At 43.7% G+C, this 17,628-nt stretch carries 15 protein-coding genes; 9 read left to right on the top strand and 6 right to left on the bottom strand.

Annotated features, from left to right (window positions below):
* Positions 1 to 43 precede the first annotated feature (43 nt).
* The 5 genes from ACW689_RS08725 (at position 44) to ACW689_RS08705 (ending at position 3,476) form a co-directional block, all read left to right on the top strand.
* Positions 44 to 517 carry a CreA family protein gene (locus ACW689_RS08725; protein WP_476290390.1) on the top strand — a complete coding sequence of 158 codons (474 nt, stop codon included), beginning with the start codon at positions 44 to 46 and terminating at the stop codon, positions 515 to 517.
* Positions 518 to 1,303: a hypothetical protein gene (locus ACW689_RS08720; protein ID WP_476290388.1), complete on the top strand. Its 786-nt coding sequence runs from the start codon at positions 518 to 520 to the stop codon at positions 1,301 to 1,303.
* Complete coding sequence (locus ACW689_RS08715) at positions 1,296 to 1,919, top strand: LysE family transporter (RefSeq protein ID WP_476290386.1); 624 nt, start codon at positions 1,296 to 1,298, stop codon at positions 1,917 to 1,919. The genes ACW689_RS08720 and ACW689_RS08715 overlap by 8 nt, the downstream gene beginning before the upstream one ends.
* 15 nt (positions 1,920 to 1,934) lie before the next feature.
* Complete coding sequence (locus ACW689_RS08710) at positions 1,935 to 2,459, top strand: gamma-glutamylcyclotransferase family protein (protein ID WP_476290384.1); 525 nt, start codon at positions 1,935 to 1,937, stop codon at positions 2,457 to 2,459.
* Between the two features lie 87 nt (positions 2,460 to 2,546).
* Positions 2,547 to 3,476, top strand: a complete 930-nt coding sequence (locus ACW689_RS08705) for a histone deacetylase family protein (protein WP_476290382.1) — start codon at positions 2,547 to 2,549, stop codon at positions 3,474 to 3,476.
* 3 nt (positions 3,477 to 3,479) lie between these two features.
* Here ACW689_RS08705 and ACW689_RS08700 read toward each other — a convergent pair whose 3' ends face one another.
* Positions 3,480 to 3,782: a DUF4144 family protein gene (locus ACW689_RS08700; RefSeq protein ID WP_476290380.1), complete on the bottom strand. Its 303-nt coding sequence runs from the start codon at positions 3,780 to 3,782 to the stop codon at positions 3,480 to 3,482.
* Positions 3,783 to 3,859: 77 nt separating this feature from the next.
* Between ACW689_RS08700 and ACW689_RS08695 the strand changes: the two genes are divergently transcribed.
* Entirely contained in the window at positions 3,860 to 6,376 is a 2,517-nt protein-coding gene (locus tag ACW689_RS08695) for an EAL domain-containing protein (protein WP_476290378.1), read from the top strand.
* Here the strand turns inward: ACW689_RS08695 and ACW689_RS08690 are convergent.
* Together ACW689_RS08690 and ACW689_RS08685 are read right to left on the bottom strand one after the other, a co-directional pair.
* Positions 6,352 to 7,164 carry a DUF2797 domain-containing protein gene (locus ACW689_RS08690; RefSeq protein WP_476290376.1) on the bottom strand — a complete coding sequence of 271 codons (813 nt, stop codon included), beginning with the start codon at positions 7,162 to 7,164 and terminating at the stop codon, positions 6,352 to 6,354. The two genes, ACW689_RS08695 and ACW689_RS08690, sit on opposite strands and share 25 nt — an antisense overlap.
* A 125-nt stretch (positions 7,165 to 7,289) precedes the next feature.
* Positions 7,290 to 8,798, bottom strand: coding sequence for a S10 family peptidase (locus ACW689_RS08685; RefSeq protein ID WP_476290374.1), 1,509 nt, complete (start codon positions 8,796 to 8,798; stop codon positions 7,290 to 7,292).
* A gap of 301 nt (positions 8,799 to 9,099) precedes the next feature.
* Between ACW689_RS08685 and ACW689_RS08680 the strand changes: the two genes are divergently transcribed.
* From ACW689_RS08680 to mrcB, 3 genes are all read left to right on the top strand, one after another.
* Entirely contained in the window at positions 9,100 to 9,438 is a 339-nt protein-coding gene (locus ACW689_RS08680; protein ID WP_476290372.1) for a P-II family nitrogen regulator, read from the top strand.
* Between the two features lie 10 nt (positions 9,439 to 9,448).
* Entirely contained in the window at positions 9,449 to 10,678 is a 1,230-nt protein-coding gene (locus ACW689_RS08675) for an ammonium transporter (RefSeq protein WP_476290370.1), read from the top strand.
* 123 nt (positions 10,679 to 10,801) lie between these two features.
* Positions 10,802 to 13,159, top strand: a complete 2,358-nt coding sequence (gene mrcB / locus ACW689_RS08670; protein WP_476290368.1) for a penicillin-binding protein 1B — start codon at positions 10,802 to 10,804, stop codon at positions 13,157 to 13,159.
* 143 nt (positions 13,160 to 13,302) lie between these two features.
* Here the strand turns inward: mrcB and ACW689_RS08665 are convergent, their stop codons facing one another.
* The 3 genes from ACW689_RS08665 to ACW689_RS08655 all read right to left on the bottom strand — a co-directional run bounded on the left by ACW689_RS08665 (position 13,303) and on the right by ACW689_RS08655 (position 17,625).
* Positions 13,303 to 15,138, bottom strand: a complete 1,836-nt coding sequence (locus ACW689_RS08665; protein WP_476290366.1) for a methyl-accepting chemotaxis protein — start codon at positions 15,136 to 15,138, stop codon at positions 13,303 to 13,305.
* 174 nt (positions 15,139 to 15,312) lie between these two features.
* A complete protein-coding gene (hemL, locus tag ACW689_RS08660; protein WP_476290364.1) occupies positions 15,313 to 16,593 on the bottom strand; it encodes a glutamate-1-semialdehyde 2,1-aminomutase in 1,281 nt (426 codons plus the stop codon).
* A gap of 15 nt (positions 16,594 to 16,608) precedes the next feature.
* Positions 16,609 to 17,625, bottom strand: a complete 1,017-nt coding sequence (locus ACW689_RS08655; protein ID WP_476290362.1) for an aspartate carbamoyltransferase — start codon at positions 17,623 to 17,625, stop codon at positions 16,609 to 16,611.
* Between the last annotated feature and the right edge of the window lie 3 nt (positions 17,626 to 17,628).

Here is a 17,628-nt window from a genome sequence, read left to right as displayed (position 1 = left end):
CGTAAATGGGCGTTATAGTATTTGATTTATTTGGAAACACCAGATGTATAACAAGAAAGTTTGGCTAAGCGCTCTGGCGTGTTTTGCTTTAGCTGGCTGTAGCGATGACGCCGCTAAAGTCAGTTTAGGCCTGTTTACCACTAAAGACGTAGTGGTTTCGGCACAGCAAGATCCGGTCGTTACAGGTGTGACATGCCATATCAGCCACGTAGAAGCAAATTTGGATTTTTCAGACCCTTCGGATATGTCGATAGCGTGTCGTCAAACGGGAGAGATCACAGCTGAGCAAATGCAGCAGATTGATCTATCAAAAGACGGCGAAGTGGTTTTCAAAACCTCAAAAAGTATTTTGTTTAAATCATTAAAAGTGCGTCGTATTTATGACGCTAAAACGCGTACGTTATTGTATTTGTCATATTCAACCAAAGAAACCAGTGGTAGCCATCATCATGCGTTGTCAACAGTGCCACTATACAATACTAAAGCCTGGGACTGGGCGACAAGAGTAGAGAAATAAATGTTAGGGATATTTAAATCAAAGCCTTTGCTGAGCGAGCCTGAGGTTGCATGGTTAATCGATACCTTTGTTTGGGCATGTGAGAATTTTGATGGGCAATACTTTTTGTCTAAGACGCAAATTATTGAACCTACGGGCAAGTATTTCCCTGATCAGGTTTCTAGTGTTGAGCAAATGGCTAGCACCGTATTTACTCGTGTGCGTGAATACGCAGGTATGCAAGCTTGGCCGTTGCAGCTGGTTAGTCCTATGCAATTACCTGCACAGCAAACTATGCCTGTTTTTCACTTTGATGGCGTGCAGCGTGGTGAGGGGGCAAGTTTAGCCGTTCAACCTGCTCATTCACTGATGCTTTCTTATAATCCTAATCAAATCAATCAGCCACAGGATTTGGTCGCGAGTTTCGCGGGTAGCTTAGCGACCATGATGATTTACCAAAAAGGCAATTTACCGCCTGGCGGCGAAGAGCAAATTGCAGCGGCCAGTGATGCGCTAGCCTGTTTTATGGGTTTTGGGGTGATGATGAGTAATACTGTCTATCAATTTAAAGGGGGTTGTGGCTCTTGTTACAACCCATACGCGAATCGCCAAGCATCATTAACTGAAGCGCAAACCGTATTTATGCATGCTTTGGTTTGTCATTTTAAACCTGATGTAGATGGCAAAAAGCATCTTAAACCCCATTTAAAAAGTGTATATAAGCAGGCGCAAAAACAAATTAAGGGCTATTTGCAAGACACGCCAAACCCTGCGTTATTGATGTTAAAGGAACAAGTGAGTGCTTGAGTATTTAGATGAATTTTTGTTGATTGCGGTTGCTCACTTTTTTGCGGTAGCAAGCCCAGGACCTGATTTTGCCATAGTGCTTAAACAAAGTATTCAGCGAGGTCGTGCCAATGCACTGTGGACCAGTGGTGGTGTAGCGTTGGGTATTCTCGTACATGTCACTTACTGTTTGTTGGGCGTGGCCATTGTGCTGTCTCAATCACCAACCTTGTTCAATGTTTTGAAATATGTAGCTGGTGCTTATTTAGCTTATATGGGTGTGCAAGCGCTGCGAGCGAAGCCCGCAACAGAGCAACTAACTGAGCAAACTGCCCATAAAGAAAACGAGTCTGCTTGGCATGCGCTACGCCGTGGATTTTTAGTTAATGCATTAAATCCAAAAGCCACTTTGTTCTTTTTATCGTTGTTCACCTTAGTGATCGCCCCCACAACGCCGAGTTCAGTACAAGCGTTTTATGGTTTATATATGGCATTGGCTACTTGGGTGTGGTTTTCATTTTTATCTATTATTTTAAGCAAAGAGGCGGTGCGGGCGTTTTTTCAGCGGGCCGGTCATTGGTTTGATAGAGGCATTGGTGTGGTGTTAATCGCACTCGCTGTGCGTGTTGTTGTTTAGAGTGTTTATCGTTGTATGAGTAATAAATCCCATATTAATTTTGCATTTGGCTCTAACTTATCGACTAAGCGATTGTTGGCGCGTTTGCCCAACGCGCACTGTTTGGGTGTTGCTAAGTTAAGTGCATATCAATTGACATTTAATATGCTGAGCACCGATGGTTCAGCTAAATGCACCATAGAGCATACGAATGATGACTCGGATTATGTGCTCGGTGTAATGTATGCACTGAATGAATTAGAGCTTGCTAAACTTGACGCTATAGAAGGTGCGCGCTACAACCGTGTGTCGCTCAACGTTGAAACCTTGCAAGGCGAAGCTTTGCAAGCACATTGTTACATTGCCAATACGTTTGTAGATACGCAGCTGCCGTTTGATTGGTATGTTCAGCACGTATTACAAGGTGCAATAGAGCATGGTTTTCCAAAACAGTACATCGATTTTATTAAATCACATAGTCATGTTAGCGATGCACAGCATGAGCGAGCGATACGAGAGTGGCAACTACACGGCTTAAAACCCAGTAGGGTAAAACGTTAAAGGCAAAGTGCTGGCAACTTACACCAAAGTCGCACAGCTTCCATCACTTGGCCTTGTTACACTGAGAAAAAAGACAAAGAGATAGTGATGCGCACCGCCGTTATAAGTCATCCCAATTGCAGAAAGCATAAAGTACATCGCGAGCATCCAGAATGCCCAGAGCGCGTTGATGCTATTGCCGACAGGCTGTTAGCATCAGGTCTGGATATTGCCGTCACGCAATTACAAGCGCCTAAAGCCGATATGTCTAAAGTTGCTTTGGTACATGAGCAAGCGCACATTGAGCAAGTGTTAGGCTGTATGCCAGCAGAGGGATTGCGCGAACTCGATGCTGATACTTGGCTGTGTCCAGATTCACTTAAAGCCATTGAGCGAGCTGTGGGGGCCGGTATTTTAGCAGTAGATGAAGTGCTTGCTGGTAACTTGGATGCAGCGTTTTGTAATGTCCGTCCACCTGGACACCATGCTAACCAATCCAGTTCCTCAGGATTTTGTGTGTTCAACAACTTGGCGATAGCAGTTGAGCACGCCAAATCACTAGGGGTTGAACGTATTGCCATATTAGATATTGATGTACACCATGGTAATGGCACGCAAGATATTTATAGAGCGCGTCCTGATGTGTTATTTTGTTCCTTGTTTCAGTACCCGTTTTATCCCAATTCTGACGTTGAAAATACCGATCATATTGTGAATTCACCGCTTGCGCTCGGCAGTGGTGGCGACGATCTTAAAGCGCTTTTTATCCAGCAATGGTTACCTAAATTACTAGATTTTAAAGCTCAGTTGATTTTTATCAGTGCTGGGTTTGACGCTCACCTTGAAGATGATATGGGGGGCTTAAAATTTGTTGAGGCGGACTACCAGTGGTTGACTGAGCAGGTGGTAGAACTTGCCAAAAACACACAAGCACAAGGGATTATTTCCTTTTTAGAAGGAGGATATGATCTGTCTGCATTGGGTCGAAGTGCGGTCACGCATATTAAGGCGCTGGTGGATGCTAACTGGCAAACTTAGAAGTTATTGCGTTTGCTTAAGCAATGCAAAGGCCTGTGGAATTGTTTGTATTACGACTTTATCAACACAGCACTCACCTTCTAAAATCAGAGCGTTACGGACTTTGTTAGTAAGTAGTTGCATACTAGGCATGTTAACTAAATGGCCTTGTAAGTTGTTGCACTGGCCATTTTCAAACAAACAAATTGCGCTGTGTATTTGCTCTGTAGGTAAATTGTGTAAAGCATGATCCAGTGCAGCGTTATCGCAAATATACTCAATACTTTCTTCCAGAAGTAGCAAGAATGGGTAATATTTTAGTGTCATAGTTTGTTCTCAATCAAAGTATAAATCCTGTGCAATATTATACTGGACAACCAAGTTTAAATGCGAGGTTGTGCTTAATGATATCAGATAGTCGTCAATTACAAATCAAAGATATTTTCTCCAACCAATTGTTGTCATGTGATCACCAAACTCCGTTAGCCGAGGCAGTTCGTTTGATGCGAGAGCGTCGTGTTAGCTCAGTTTTTGTGATGAAAGAGCAGCAAATAGTAGGTATTTGGACGGAATCTGACTGCGTTAAGCTGAACTTTAGTGATCCCGACTTTGCTAAAATGCCAATCGCTTCAACGATGACCTCTCCTGTGCATGATATCTTAATCGATAAAACCTTGAGTGAGGCCACAATTAAGTTTCACCAGCTGGGTATACGTCATTTGTTGGTTAAAGATCAACATAATGAGCCAGTTGGTGTGGTGTCACTGTCTGATATCGTTCGTAATCAAGGGCTTGATCACTATCTGCACTTTCGACCGATTGACGATCATTACAATCGCAATGTGGTGATTTTAAAAGCTGATGACTGCGTCTCTAAAGTGATTGAAGTGATGCGTGTAAAGCGAGTAACCGCGGTACTGGTGTATAACCATCAACTGGCGGAATACGGCATTATAACGCAGCGTGATATTGCCTATATGCTATTGAATCCTGATTGGCGCATGCCGTGCTGGGAGCTTGCTACCTACCCTCTACTGCAAGTTTCGCCAAAAGACAGCTTATTTGATGCTTATCGCTTAATGACCGCAGAATCAATTCGTCACCTCGTGGTGAAAGAGCCTTGCTCGGGGCAAGTAATTGGTCTGCTGCCGCTGAAAAATGTGCTAACTGAAATTGAAACCGCTTACTGTAGCGAACTGGAAAAAGTTTTAGAGCAAAGAGACTTAGCATTAAAAAAATCTGAGAGTAATCTGTATTTAGCTAATCGCATTATTGATGCCTCACTCGATGGTATTATGATCACTCGTGGCAATGGTGAAATCTTGCAAGTAAACCCCGCTTTTAGTGCGTTGACGGGCTATCAAGAATATGAAGTAATCGGTAAGAATCCCAGTATGTTGAGCTCCGGTGTGCATGGTAAAGATTATTATGACCAAATGTGGGCGCAACTGAGAAAGAATGGTGTGTGGCAAGGGGAGATCTGTAATCGTAAAAAAAGTGGTGATGTGTATGTTGAATGGCTCACCATTATTCAGATTAACGAGCCGTATAGTGATGAAATACTCTATGCTGCCATTTTTAGTGATATTACCGAGCGTAAGAATGCGGAAGAAAAAATAGCCCGCCTTGCATATTTTGATGAATTAACTGGATTGCCAAATCGACGTTTGTTCTACGATCGACTGTCGATGGCTCTTGCGTCTGCCCATCGAGACAATCATAAACTGGCGGTAATGTTCATCGATCTTGATCGCTTTAAGGAGGTCAATGATTCTTTAGGTCATAGCGCGGGCGATGAGTTACTGGTACAGGTAAGCGAGCGTATCAAAGGCATGCTCAAAGAAGGCGATACCTTAGCGCGTTTGGGCGGTGACGAATTTGTGGTGCTGTTAACGGAAGTTGCGCATATTTCTGATGTAGTGAGCTTTGCCAATGGCATTTTAGAAAAGTTGAGTGTGGCATTTGAACTCAATGATATCTGTGTGTCTGCTACGGCATCATTAGGTGCAGCGATCTACCCAGAGGATGGTGCTGACAGCGAAACTTTACTTAAGCATGCCGATGTTGCCATGTATCGCTCAAAAGAAGTGGGCCGTAACTCTTTCCAGCTATACAAAGCATCGATGAATGCGCGTTCCCTCGAGCGACTTTCGATGTTAAGTCGTTTTCAACATGCCCTCGATAATGATGAGTTTGAATTATTCTTTCAGCCCCTACAATGTCTTGCAAGTGGCCGAGTTTCAAGTGTGGAATGCTTATTGCGTTGGAACGACCCTAATCTAGGCGTGATCTCACCTGCACAGTTCATTCCTTTAGCTGAAGAACTTGGCTTGATCATTAAACTCGATCAATGGGTGATAAATAAAGCCTGCGAAAAAATGGCACTTTGGCGCCGACAGGGGAGTGATGTTAGGCGTATCGCTATTAATGTTTCGGCGCAGCACCTTTGCCAGGGGGAGTTAGCAATTACCGTAGCAGCAGCACTTAATAAGCATGGTATTAATGGCAAATATATAGAACTAGAACTCACCGAAAGTAGCTTTATTAGTAACTTGCATGAGGCGAAGAGTGAATTACAAAAGCTAAAGAGTTTAGGAGTATCGATTGCTTTGGATGACTTTGGAACCGGTTATTCCGCACTGAGTTATTTAACCAAGTTGCCTATCGATACATTAAAAATAGACGCCAGCTTTGTAGCGAAAGTGCCGGATGAGTATGGTAATAGTGAAATTGTCAGTGCCATCGTCGCGATGGCGAAGGCACTGAATTTACACGTTGTGGCTGAAGGAGTAGAAAAGCAAGAGCAGCAGCAGTTTTTACAACGGCTGGGCTGCAACACCATTCAAGGGTATATGTTTTGTAAGCCACTTAATTGTGATGATTGGTTACGTTTCTATCAGTCGGAAAAAGTCACTTCGTAAGCAGTAAACTTACGGATATTGATCACGCCAGTATCGAAAATAAGGTACTGGCCTTTTATACCTTGCAATACACCACTGACTTGTGGGTTTTTGTCAAAATTAAATGAGGTGATCTTGGTTGGAAACTGCTCGACCGGGAAGCTCAAATCTACCACCTCTTCATCTAATCGTTCTATGGCTGTTGCACCAAATAGCTCAGCAAGCTCGTCTAACTTAGCTTGGATCTGTGGAATAAGCTGTTCGGCTGCTTGCTTTAAATCAACATCATTGGCAACGCCTTTGAGCATATTACGCCAGTTGGTTTTATCAGCAATAAACTCAGCTAAGGCTACTTCTACAAGACCCGATTGCAAACGTGTCTGTACTTTGAAAATAGGCAACGCTTGGGTTGCGCCTTGGTCTATCCAGCGTGTTGGAATTTGTGTATGACGGGTGATCCCCACTTTTAGACCCGAGGTGTTTGCTAAGTAAACATAGTGCGGGATCATGCAGTTTTCTTCCCCCCACTGAGGCTCGCGGCACGTGCCTTGATCAAAATGACAGGTTTCGGGCTTCATGATACACATATCACAGCTTGCGAGCTTTTTCATGCAAACAAAGCAGTGTCCCTGAGAGTAACTTTTTTTGGTTTGCTTCCCGCAGTTACAACAAAAAATATTGCCAGTATGCGTGAGAGTAATGTGTTTACCAAAATAGTCGTTCAGGTTGATAAGCTCATCCCCAATGGGAAGATGGTATTGAATTGGTTGAGTTAGCTGCGCTTTTAATTTACTTAAAGTGCCTTGCATCTTTACGCCCCTAAAGATGTTAAAAGGGCGATACTAGCAAGCCAGTTCATAAGTCACAATATTAAAGGGTTAAAAGCAACAAATGGTGCACCTAGCTAATGCCCCATTTGTTGATAAACATAAGTTTAGTATTTTGCCGAGCGTGTTTGGCTTTTTAGAGATGCCTTAATAAAGGCACGTAAATCGTCATTTGACAATTTAAGGTCTTCATGGCGAAGATACATCATATGACCCGAACGGTAGCCTTTAAAACTTAAGCGGTCACGCATTTTGCCGCTGGGATCTAGCTGCCACATGGTGTACTTAGCGTCAAAATAGTTGGTCGCGCCATCGTAGTAGCCTGCTTGGATCAATACGTTTAAGTAAGGGTTTTCAGCCATGGCTTCGCGTAGTTGCTCTGCGGTATGGTTGTTTGTGCGGTCCCATGGGTGCACATTTGCCAGCATGTTGTACTGAACGTCTGTTTTATAATTTAGCTCTTCACGAATATAGTGATTAATCGCTGGCGTAAAAGCATGTAGCCAAGCACTCAATTCAGGGAAGTAATCAGGGCTATCACCGGCATCACGTTTGTCGATACCTAAATAGCGAGAATCTAAGCGACCAAGAATAACGCCTTTGTCGCGCAGTAACTCTTTCCAAAACGCATCATCGTTAATGTCTAAATTGTTTTGCGATACAAACTGTTTTGATAAGCCACTAAAGTAAGCAACCCGATCGACAATACGTGCTCGTTCGTCTTTGCTGATGAATGAACCTTTAGCGAGTGCAGGTAAATACTCATTGAGTGTAAATGTTTCCACTTCTTTGAGCACTTCTAATAAATCTTTTTGTTGCAATGCACTGGGGAGCACTTTGTGGTGCCAAGCGGTGGCTGCAAAGTAAGGTAAGCGGTTCGCGGCTTTTACCGGACCGTCACGTTTGATGCCGATGTCAGTGGGAGACACCAAAATGACACCGTTTAAAAACCACCAATGGGATGCTTGCAGCTCTTTGGCAAGCCCTGAAACGCGTGTCGTGCCATAGCTTTCACCGATTAAAAACTTAGGTGATAACGCACGGTTATTGCGCGTTATAAAGGTGTTGATCCAGCTTGCGAGATATTCAATGTCAGCATTCACGCCAAAGAACATGTTTTGTTGCTCTTCTTTACTTGGCATTTTGCCTTCTTTGTTTGGTAATACGCGTGAATAGCCTGTATTTACAGGGTTTACAAATACAATGTCAGCCACATCGAGTATTGAATAGGGGTTATCTTTGATGCCATAGGGCTGGACTGGGTAACCTTCATCATCAATTTTTAGGATACGGGGACCTGTGTAGGCGATGTGCATCCACACTGAAGCTGAGCCAGGGCCACCGTTAAATGAGATAAGTAATGGACGTTTACTGATGTCGTCTACTTTGTCTTTTTTGTAGTAGTTGTAATATAAGGTTGCAATTGGTTCGCCATTGTCATTCCAAACTGGCTGGGTGCCTGATGTGACTTGGTAACTGAGTCTTTCACCATTAATGGTTGCTTTGTGGTTGGTTACGACTTGGCTATCAATATCGATTTTGCGTTCATGTTCAGATGCATTACTCACTAGGCTGACTAGCATGGTAAGCACCACGAGCACTCTTGTTAGAAACATGGTTTTCCCCAAAACATAAAAATATTCATATTAAAGTTGCTTTTCGTGCAACTTTCAAAGGTTATGAGTCAAATAGCCTCTTTGACGAGTTAGTTGTCAACAAGGTACGCGAAAATGAAATATGACATGGCGCGCACCATCAGCGAGCAGGCAGGTATATTTTGCACTTGAATGGTGCGTATTTGTACTGTAAATCCAGCTATATAAATTTAAGTGCATGAAAGTTATTGTTTTTGTTTTTTGGCACGATGGTTGGATTAATTGATATCAACAGGATAAGCCTGTCCTAAGGGGACTAACAATGAAAATGATAAGTGCAATAATAAAACCATTTAAATTGGACGAAGTACGAGAAGCGCTAGCTGATTTAGGCGTAGAAGGGATGACAGTGGTTGATGTCAAAGGATTTGGCCGCCAAAGAGGGCATACCGAGTTGTATCGTGGTGCGGAGTATCAGGTCGATTTTATTCCAAAAATAAAAATAGAAATTGCCACACGTGCAGAGAACACGCAGCGGGTGGTCGATACACTCACCAAAGCTGCCAGTACCGGAAAAATTGGTGATGGAAAGATATTTGTTTATGACTTAGACCAAATCGTGCGGATCCGTACCGGCGAATTAGACGAAGAAGCAATTTAAGGGGCCGATGATGGAAAGCGCAATTGTAGAACTCAAATTTTCACTCAATACTTTTTACTTTTTAATTTCTGGTGTTTTGGTCATGTGGATGGCTGCAGGCTTTGCGATGCTAGAAGCTGGATTAGTCCGCTCCAAAAACACGACTGAAATCTTGACTAAGAATATTGCCCTGTATGCTATAGCCTGCACCATGTTCTTGCTGGTGGGTTACAACATCATGTATGTGGGTAATACGGAAGGTGGGATTGTGCCAAGCTTTGGCGCCTTGATTGGTGAGGCAGCCGCTGATGCGGATCATGCACTGGAGTCAGACTTTTTCTTCCAAGTGGTCTTTGTCGCAACCGCCATGTCAATTGTCTCGGGTGCTGTTGCTGAGCGGATGAAGCTTTGGGCATTTTTGGCCTTTACTGTGGTGCTAACAGGCTTTATCTATCCAATTGAAGGTTATTGGACTTGGGGTGGCGGATTTTTGTCACAGCTTGGTTTTGTTGATTTTGCAGGTTCAGCTATCGTGCATGGTGCCGGTGCTGCAGCGGCTTTATCGGGTGTACTTTTGCTAGGCGCTCGTAAAGGCAAATATGGTAAGAATGGTGAAGTTTATCCAATTCCTGGTTCAAATATGCCACTGGCAACCCTTGGCACATTCATTTTATGGATGGGATGGTTTGGCTTCAACGGTGGTTCGCAGTTGTTCTTAGCGGATAAAGCAAATGCGATAGCCGTGAGCCAAATTATGCTGAATACTAATGCGGCGGCAGCAGCAGGCGCGGTCGCTGCGCTGCTGGTGTGTAAGGCGCTTTGGGGAAAGGCGGATTTAACCATGGTACTAAATGGTGCGCTTGCGGGGCTTGTGGTGATCACCGCAGAGCCGGCATCTCCGACCCCGTTGCTTGCTTGTTTGTTAGGAGCTTTAGGTGGTTCGCTGGTTGTTTTTAGCATTGTCTTTTTAGATAAAGCGAGAATTGACGACCCTGTTGGCGCGATTTCAGTGCATGGTACTTGCGGTATGCTAGGGGTTATGTTGGTACCATTGTCAAATTCCGATGCGACGTTTATGAATCAGTTGATTGGTTTAATTTGTATTTTAGGTTTTGTATTTATTATCTCTTACTTAGTTTGGGCGCTGCTCAAAGCAACCATGGGGATCCGAGTTGGTGAAGAGGAAGAGATCAACGGCATGGATCAACACGACTGCGGCATTGACGCTTATCCTGAATTTGTGACCGTGCGAGGGCAGTAAGCTGCTAGATTAAATTTCAAATGTATTTGAGCGGGCTTTAAGCCCGCTTTTGCTTTCAGGCTTGGTTAATCTAAGGTACCCTATGCTACGACCCATTTAATCAGATAAAACAGTCAAAGTGGCATGGTAGATAAAAGCAATAACGACACATCAAAAGCAAAAAAAAAGTCCACTAGAGCGCCCTCAAAATCAGCGACAACAACTCGAAAAAAGCCAACTAAAAAAGCATCTACTGCTGGGCAGTCAAAACTTGCGCGTTTTAAGCAACGGGTATTACAAACGTGCTGGAACTTGTTGTGGAAAGGGACGATTGCCGTCATCGTGATTGTCAGCTTTTATGTGATCTATCTTGATTCAAAAGTAACCCGACAATTTGAAGGCAGCAAGTGGCAGTTACCAGTGCAAGTGTATGCTCGGGCAATGCGCTTTTACCCAGAACAGTTTTTATCTGAACAAGAGGTTATTTGGGAGCTAAAGCGCTTAAACTATACCCAAGTAAATCGCATTAGCCGCACCGGTCAGTATGTTGTACAAGGACGAACGATATCGATACACAGACGCGCATTTGAGTTTTATAACGGTGCGGAAAATGAAGTGGTGTTCACATTAAATTTTGCAGGTAAACGACTTGCCAGTATTGTGGATAGTAACGGCAGGCGCATACAGCAAGCAAGGCTGGAGCCCGTACAAATTGCGCGCATAGGCAACGAATCTAAACAAGACCGTGAATTTGTACCATTGGAAAAATTTCCGAATTTACTTAAAGATGCTTTATTAGTCGTAGAAGACCGAGATTTTTATCAACACCATGGCGTGTCAGTATGGTCTATCTTGCGTGCCCTGTATACAAACATCAAAGCGGGTCGCACTGTTCAAGGCGGTAGCACGCTGACCCAGCAGTTAGCTAAAAACTTTTATCTATCTCGCGAGCGTTCTCTAGTGCGTAAAGTGAATGAGGCTTTTATCGCCCTTATCCTTGATTATCGTTATAGCAAAGATGAAATTTTGGAAGCGTACCTCAACGAAGTATTTATGGGTCAAGCTTATAACCAAGGTGTTCACGGCATGGGCTTGGCATCAGAGTTTTACTTTGCAAAGCCGGTCGATGAATTGGAGTTTGACCAAATCGCCATGCTGGTTGCGATGATAAAGGGACCCTCTTTTTATAACCCAAGACGCTATCCTGAACGCGTGCGTGAACGTCGAGATTTGGTGCTTAGGTTACTCGCCGAGCAGGGCTATATATCGCCGAACGAATTACGCCAATCTTTGGTCAGGCCAATTAAAATTCAACCATTGAAGAAAAGCCACTTACAAACGTATCCCGGTTATCTTGAGTTGGTTGATCGAGAGTTACGTAACTTGCTGACTAATCAAGAGTTAATTAACGCAGGTGTTCGGGTGTTCACTTACTTTGACTTGCAAAAACAAACAGCAATGGAAGATGCGATAAAGAGTGGCTTGCCATACCTAGAGCGTCGCTTTAAAACTGAAAAGCTCGAAACAGCCATGATCTCAGTCAATATTGAAAAAGGTGGAGTATCGGCTCTCGTTGCTGGTCGAGACTTTAGATTTGATGGTTTTAATCGAGTTTTAGATACAAAAAGAAATATCGGTTCTTTGGTCAAGCCCGCTGTTTACTTAACAGCGTTAGAAAAGCCAGAGTATACCCTAGGCACGTTGCTTGAAGACGGACCTTTACAAGTGACCGATGAGTCAGGTGATATTTGGAAACCAGAAAACTTCGACCACAAGTACCGAGGCGTTTTACCTTTATATCAGGCATTTAGTAACAGTATTAATATTCCAGCAGTTAATCTGGGTTTGGATGTGGGTGTTCACAATGTTGCACAAACGCTTAAGAAACTTGGCGTAAATGAATCTATTAATCAATATCCATCACTACTGCTAGGCGCTTTGGAGTTATCTAGCTTTGAAGTCGCACAAATTTATACAACGTTGGCAGGCAATGGTCAATACAGACAACTGACCAGTATTTCTGCAATGACGAATGCAACGGGCAAAGTGCTGTATGAACACGAAGTAGATAGCCGAACAAGGTTTAGTGCTCAGGCAAGTTACATGACTAAGTATGGTTTGAAAAAGGTGACCAAAGAGGGCACGGCTAAAAGGCTAAACGCCCATTTTCCGTCCATTCAATTGGCAGGTAAAACAGGCACCAGTAATGATTTACGGGATAGTTGGTTCACAGGCTTTGATCACAATACCGTGACTGTCACTTGGCTTGGGCGCGATGATAACCAAAGTACAGGATTAACGGGGGCGACGGGCGCATTAGAGCTCTATATACGCTACCTTAAACCACTCAATCCACAAGCAATAGCCGATAACAGGCCGAATAGTATTCGTTGGGCGTTTGTTAATCCTGCCACGGGTAAGCAGGCACCGCCTGGTTGTGGCAAAGTTATCCAATTACCAGTGCGAGCAAGTGAGTTTGAGCCAAGACCCAAGTGTGAGTAAATAACCTCAGCTGCAGATAAGCGAATTTGCCCAATCAAAGCGATTTCGCTCACTCTCTTCGTTATTGGATATTGAAGAGGTTGAAATACCTCTATTGTGAGCTATCAAAACTCTTATCCGCAGCTAGGCCTAAATAGAATTACTTATGTTTTAAACTGGCGCATGGCTTGTTGTAAATTATGTGCCAGTGTTGCAAGCTTAGTGGCATCTTGCTCCGTTGCAATGGCTGAGCTAAGTGTATGTTCAGCCAATTCATTTATTTCACTGGCGTCGCTCAGTGCCTGCTGCGTTGCCTGTGTTTGTTGTTGCACCAGATCCGCAATCTGATGCCCTTGTTTATCAATGTCTTCCATACTTTGCTGAGCAAGCTGTAAAACCTGATTTGTTTGTTTTGCTGCTTCAACTCCTTGTTCCATTTTTTCTACACTGGAGCGCATTTTAGTTTGGGTATCGTTTGAAGCTTTTTGTAGTGCATTGATGATCGTGTGGATCTCTTCGGTTTGTTGTTGTGTACGCTGAGCGAGGGTACGCACTTCATCAGCCACCACGGCAAAACCACGGCCTTGTTCGCCAGCGCGAGCGGCTTCTATGGCTGCGTTTAACGCAAGTAAATTGGTTTGCTCTGCAATTTCACTGATAGCAGCGCTCACTTTGCTGATGTTTTGGCTATCTTGCGCCAGTCTATCGAGTGCTTCACGGCTGTCTTCAAACTCCTGTTGTAACAAAGTCATATGTCGTGCCAGTTCAGTCGTATTCATTGAACCTTGTTTCACATGCTCCGCAGCTGTAGAAGCAAGTTCAGTGGCATGCTGTGCGGAATGCTCGACCGAATCTGCAACGTGGGCCATTTCGCCGAGCGCACCGTGAATAGTGCTAATTTTGTGCTGTTGTTGGTCAACGTCACTACGCGTGTCTTGGCTTATTTGACTTAGTTTGGTTGTGGCACTGTCTAAATCGACGCTACTGTTGTTCACTTCTTGTAAAATTGAAATAAATGCGCTCAAAACTTTATTGTACTGCTCAACAATAATGGACATTTCATCGTTGCCAAATGGAGTTGCTTTAAAGCTGAGATCGCCTTTAGCGGCTTGTGAGGCCGTGTGAGAAAACGAAAAAATGCTGTCTACTACGGCAAAATAAAAACCTAACATTAGATAGATGGCAATAATAAGGCTGAGTACTGCGGCAATGCCAACGATGTTTCGAATGACGGTTTGATCATTTATTTTTTTGGCTAATAGCGTTTTAAGAAGCGGTGTGCTGGTATCAATTAGTTTCTCTATGCTAGCTAAAACTCGATTATGCACTTGTCCAAATTGATTTTTTGAAAGCTGCAAATCGTCAGGGTCAAGCAGTTTTTGCTTAATGGTATTTTGGTAATCACTCAAGCTGCGACCAAGCGCGTTGATGCTAGGTTCTAGTACCTGCTTTGCTTGCTGATTTTCATGCATAGCAACTGTCATTTTGCTTTTCAATTGTTCGTAAAAAGTGGGTAAGGCTTTATTTAGGTTAGATAAAGCAATAAAACTGTCTGGAGTAAACCTACCTTGTTCGATGACTGACTTAGCTTGCTCAGCAAGTTGATTTACTTGCTCTTGCAAGCGCGGAACTGATTCGACCAAAGAGCGGTTGATATAGGATCGAGTTAGGTCATCATCGATGGCAAGTTTTGATTGTATTGAAATCTGTTCAATCACAGACTCATTGGCATTAACAGAGTAATTAGCTTGGCGAGCGAGGGCTTCATTTGCTTCGGCATCCATTAGGGTGATATTACTCAATAGCTTGGGATAGAGACTCAAGCCAGCTTGTTGTTGATGACTAATATTTATCGAGTGCGAGAGAATATTGGTTAAAAAAAACAAACTTAGTCCAAGCGGCACCAGTAAAATACCAAATACCAGAGTGATTTTTGTTTTGTACTTAAGCCCTGCCATAAGGCGGATTGCAGGCGCGCAAAATGATCTTAATCCTTGCATAGGGTTCACTTTTTATAAATATGAGCTAATAAAGACCTGTTAAATGCTAATACTAGTTCAAGTTTTTAAATTAAGTGACAATGCGAATTGATTGAGAGGGAAATTTTAAGAAAAAACATTGATAAGCAGCAGGCTAGTGAAACTCACTTCGCCTGCTGAAAAGCAACACTATGATTACAGTTTGGCAAATGCGCGTTTAGCGGCATCAATGGTATTTTGAATATCTTGATCAGTGTGCATGGTACTAACAAATCCCGCTTCAAATGCTGAAGGAGCTAGATAAACACCTTCATCAAGCATCAGGTGAAAGAACTTTTTAAAACGTTCTAGATCACATTCTGTGGCTTGTTGAAAGCTGTTTACACTTTGTGCGTCGGTAAAGAAGAAACCAAACATACCACCGGCATAGTTTGTGGTTAATGGGATTCCTGCTTCATCAGCTGCTTGCTGGAAGCCATCGCATAGCGCCTTACTTTTGGCTTCTAATTGCGCGTGTAAGCCTTCCTCACTGAGTACTTCTAGCGCTTTTAAGCCTGCAGCCATGGCAATTGGGTTACCAGATAAGGTGCCAGCTTGGTAGACAGGTCCAACGGGTGCAATGTAGTCCATAATTTCTTGCTTACCACCGAATGCACCTACAGGCATGCCGCCGCCTATCACTTTACCCAAGCACGTCAGGTCAGGTTTGATGTTGTAATACTGCTGAGCACCACCTAAAGCAACGCGGAACCCAGTCATCACTTCATCAAAAATAAGCACCGTACCATGCGCATCACACACTTCACGCAAGCCTTCTAAAAAACCTGGAAGTGGTGGAATACAGTTCATATTTCCCGCGACTGGCTCAACGATAATACAAGCAATTTCGTCCTTATATTGTTCAAAAATTGCTTTCACTTCATCTAGGTTGTTAAACGAAACTGTAAGTGTGTGTTTAGCAAAGTCGGCAGGAATACCCGGTGAGTTTGGTACACCCATCGTGAGCGCGCCAGAGCCAGCCTTAACTAAAAGGGAGTCGGCGTGGCCGTGGTAACAGCCTTCAAATTTGAGGATTTTGTCACGGCCGGTATAACCTCGAGCAAGGCGAATCGCACTCATTGTGGCTTCAGTACCAGAGCTCACCATGCGCACTTTTTCGATAGATGGCACAAGTTCTTTGACTTTTTCAGCCATTAGAATCTCGGTTTCAGTCGGTGCGCCATAACTTAGGCCATTTTCTACTGCATCAAGCACTGCTTGTTTAATTTGCGGGTGGTTATGACCCAAAATCATTGGTCCCCATGAGCCGACATAATCAATATATTTGATATTGTCAGCGTCAAAGGTATATGGGCCTTCGGCTTTAGTAATAAATAAAGGTGTGCCACCGACACCATTGAATGCGCGCACAGGAGAATTTACGCCACCAGGAATAGAGGCTTGAGCGCGTGCGAATAAATCTTGGCTAATCGTCATGATTGTTCCTATTTTTTAGCTATTACGTTTGCGACTAAACCAAGGCACGTCTGCTTCGTACTTTTCAACTTGGTTTTCTACCCCTAGGGTGAGGGCAAACAATGCCATGCGGATCAGTACACCATTTTGTACTTGGCGGAAAATAGCAAGGTTGTCGTTGTTGTTTAAATCGTTGTCTAATTCGTTTGCTTCACTGCGGCTATCGCGAGGGAGTGGGTGCATTAATACTGAGCTAGGCTTACAGTGCGCGTTATAAATTGCTTGGCTGATACGATAGCCACCGCGATACTTATTGGCTTCTTCTTGCGACGGGAAGCGCTCTTCTTGAATACGTGTTTGGTACACTATATCGGCCGCTAGGTTGCCTTCCATTTGTGACGCGAGTTCAATTTTATGGCCCGCATTACTTACGCTGTCCAGAATATAATCCGGCATTTGCAGCCCATCAGGTGCGACCATAGTGAAACGGACGTCTTTGTAATGGCAAAGTAACTTGGATAATGAATGCACGGTACGCCCATATTTCAAGTCACCAACTAGCGCAATATGCAATCCATCGATGCCTCGTTCAAAACGGCCAAGCTCACGTTCAATCGTTAACAAGTCAAGTAATGCTTGTGTCGGGTGTTCATTTGGACCATCGCCGCCATTGATTACAGGCACATCTGAGCCAGTTGCAAATTCACTGACGGAGCCTGCATCGGGGTGGCGCATTGCGACCGCATCTGCATATGCAGAGATCACGCGAGCAGTATCATAGAGAGATTCTCCTTTTGCTAAGGCGGAGCTTTGCATGCCAGTAGTTTCTCGAACGAGGCCGCCTAATAGATTGAATGCAGTACCAAAACTAACACGCGTACGGGTACTTGGTTCAAAAAAGAGGTTCGCTAATATCGCCCCTTCAAGCACACGAGTACGCTTAAGCTTTTTCGCATAAGGCTCCATTTTTTTAGCGACGGCAAAGATATGTTCTATGGCTTCTCTGCCTAACTGATTGACAGAAAGAATGTTTTCACCTTGGAAACTTAACATGAG

This window comes from Pseudoalteromonas sp. ABE4_541, assembly GCF_056312285.1.
This window is presented reverse-complemented; position numbering and strand designations above follow the sequence as displayed.

Coding starts and splice junctions, on each gene's coding strand:
- ACW689_RS08725 (WP_476290390.1), top strand. CDS start 44: ATGTATAACAAGAAAGTTTGGCTAAGCGCTCTGGCGTGTTTTGCTTTA.
- ACW689_RS08720 (WP_476290388.1), top strand. CDS start 518: ATGTTAGGGATATTTAAATCAAAGCCTTTGCTGAGCGAGCCTGAGGTT.
- ACW689_RS08710 (WP_476290384.1), top strand. CDS start 1,935: ATGAGTAATAAATCCCATATTAATTTTGCATTTGGCTCTAACTTATCG.
- ACW689_RS08705 (WP_476290382.1), top strand. CDS start 2,547: ATGCGCACCGCCGTTATAAGTCATCCCAATTGCAGAAAGCATAAAGTA.
- ACW689_RS08700 (WP_476290380.1), bottom strand. CDS start 3,782: ATGACACTAAAATATTACCCATTCTTGCTACTTCTGGAAGAAAGTATT.
- ACW689_RS08695 (WP_476290378.1), top strand. CDS start 3,860: ATGATATCAGATAGTCGTCAATTACAAATCAAAGATATTTTCTCCAAC.
- ACW689_RS08690 (WP_476290376.1), bottom strand. CDS start 7,164: ATGCAAGGCACTTTAAGTAAATTAAAAGCGCAGCTAACTCAACCAATT.
- ACW689_RS08685 (WP_476290374.1), bottom strand. CDS start 8,798: ATGTTTCTAACAAGAGTGCTCGTGGTGCTTACCATGCTAGTCAGCCTA.
- ACW689_RS08680 (WP_476290372.1), top strand. CDS start 9,100: ATGAAAATGATAAGTGCAATAATAAAACCATTTAAATTGGACGAAGTA.
- ACW689_RS08675 (WP_476290370.1), top strand. CDS start 9,449: ATGGAAAGCGCAATTGTAGAACTCAAATTTTCACTCAATACTTTTTAC.
- mrcB (WP_476290368.1), top strand. CDS start 10,802: ATGGTAGATAAAAGCAATAACGACACATCAAAAGCAAAAAAAAAGTCC.
- ACW689_RS08665 (WP_476290366.1), bottom strand. CDS start 15,138: ATGCAAGGATTAAGATCATTTTGCGCGCCTGCAATCCGCCTTATGGCA.
- hemL (WP_476290364.1), bottom strand. CDS start 16,593: ATGACGATTAGCCAAGATTTATTCGCACGCGCTCAAGCCTCTATTCCT.
- ACW689_RS08655 (WP_476290362.1), bottom strand. CDS start 17,625: ATGTTAAGTTTCCAAGGTGAAAACATTCTTTCTGTCAATCAGTTAGGC.